2 protein-coding genes are annotated in these 1,576 nt (G+C 60.8%); both read left to right on the top strand.

The window, feature by feature from the left end; translation table 11 throughout:
• Positions 1-226, top strand: a 226-nt coding sequence (locus tag N2041_RS14285) for a sterol desaturase family protein (protein WP_297679250.1), incomplete at its 5' end; no start/stop codon positions are given.
• 275 nt (positions 227-501) lie between these two features.
• Entirely contained in the window at positions 502-1,212 is a 711-nt protein-coding gene (locus N2041_RS14280) for a vitamin B12 dependent-methionine synthase activation domain-containing protein (protein ID WP_297679249.1), read from the top strand.
• Positions 1,213-1,576: the final 364 nt, after the last annotated feature.

Genomic DNA, 1,576 nt, shown 5'->3' with positions numbered 1-1,576 from the left:
CCTGTTGGGCGCGCCGCAGTGGGTGGCGCCGCTGTTCTCCGGCTTCGTCGTGGGGTATCTGATCTACGACATGACCCATTACGCCACCCATCACTTCCCCATGCGCTCCGGCTATCTCAAATACCTGAAGCGCTATCACATGATGCATCACTACAAAACGCCGAACCAGCGCTTCGGCGTCAGCTCGCCGGTGTGGGACTTCGTGTTTGGCACTGTAGCCGAATGACAAGCGATGACCGTTCAGGTGCGTTTCTCTCCTGGAGCATGGGCATCCTGAGCGGAACAAAGTGAAGTCGGAGGATGCGGCCTGCGGGATTGCCGCTCCGCCCCTTCAACTGCGGGTTGCGCACCTACGCTCAGGGCGCTCCGCTGCGCGTTGCCCGGAAATCGAGCCGAATTCGTGATGACTTACATCATGGACATGATGTAACAACTGCAGTATCCTTGGCACGGTGACCGGCCCTGTTCAGGACGCCGGTCACTTCTTGCGTAAGGAGCGTCATGGATGTGATCGTGTTGGACAGGCTGGCGTACACGCTGAACGCGCCGCAAGTGTTGCAGGCCCTCCACGTCCGCGAAGGGTCGAGCCGGGAGGCCGAGGTGTTGAGACTGATCGCGGAGGCGGAGGCGGTGGCTGCGCCCAAGGCTGTGTATCGCATGATCTTCGTCCAGGAGAGGGGAGCCGACTACGTCGTGGCTGACGGCCACAGGCTCACCAGCCGCATCTTGCGGGTGAACCTGGATGGCCTGCACCGCGCCTTCGCCTTCGTGTGCACTGCGGGCCAGGAGCTGGAGGACTGGGCGCGGGGCCAGGGAGATGTCCTGGCCCGGTTTTACGCCGAGGCGATCAACGAAGCGGTGCTGCACGCTGCGACCATGACGCTGTTCCGCCATCTTTCCGAGACCTACGGCCTGGGGCAGACTGCGGTGATGAACCCCGGCTCCCTGGCCGACTGGCCGATCAGCCAGCAGCGGCCTCTGTTCGACCTGCTGGGAGACGTTGAGTCCGCGATCGGTGTGCGGCTGACGCCCAGCATGTTGATGGTGCCGACCAAGTCGGTGTCGGGTATCCTGTTCCCGACCCAGGAGGACTTCGCCAGCTGTCAACTCTGCCCGAGGGAGGCGTGCCCGAACCGGCGCATGCCATACGAGCCAGAGCTGTTCGAGCGGAAGTACAAAGTTGAAAGTCAAAAGTCCAAAGTCCAAAGTTGAAAGTCCAGAGTCCAGAGTCCAATGTTCAAAGTCCAAAGTCCAAAGTCCAATGTCGAAAGTCCCATGTCGAAGGTCCAAAGTTGAAAGTCCAGAAGCTGGGCTGCCAAGAGAACGTCCAACCTGCAACCTTCAACTTTCAACCTGCAACCTGATAACCTGCAACCTGATAACTTGTAACCGGAGCCGGTATGAGCCGATTATCTGAACGCAAAGCCAAGTGGGAAAACACAACCGTCGCCAGGGCCCTGGCTCGCGCACCGGAGCGCAAGGCGCAGTTCGAGACCAGCTCCGGTATCCCGGTGGCGCGCCTGTATACCCCAGATGCGGCCGCCGAGGCGTGCCCGCAAATCGCGGAGGAGTACCT

Origin of the sequence: Tepidiforma sp., from assembly GCF_026419595.1 — a bacterium.
Lineage (GTDB): Bacteria > Chloroflexota > Dehalococcoidia > Tepidiformales > Tepidiformaceae > Tepidiforma.
The sequence above is the reverse complement of the archived record's forward strand: the minus strand, read 5'-3'. Positions and strand labels throughout refer to the sequence as shown.

What these genes read in the sequence shown, in the direction of transcription:
- N2041_RS14280 (WP_297679249.1), top strand. Translation starts at nt 502, where the DNA reads ATGGATGTGATCGTGTTGGACAGGCTGGCGTACACGCTGAACGCGCCG.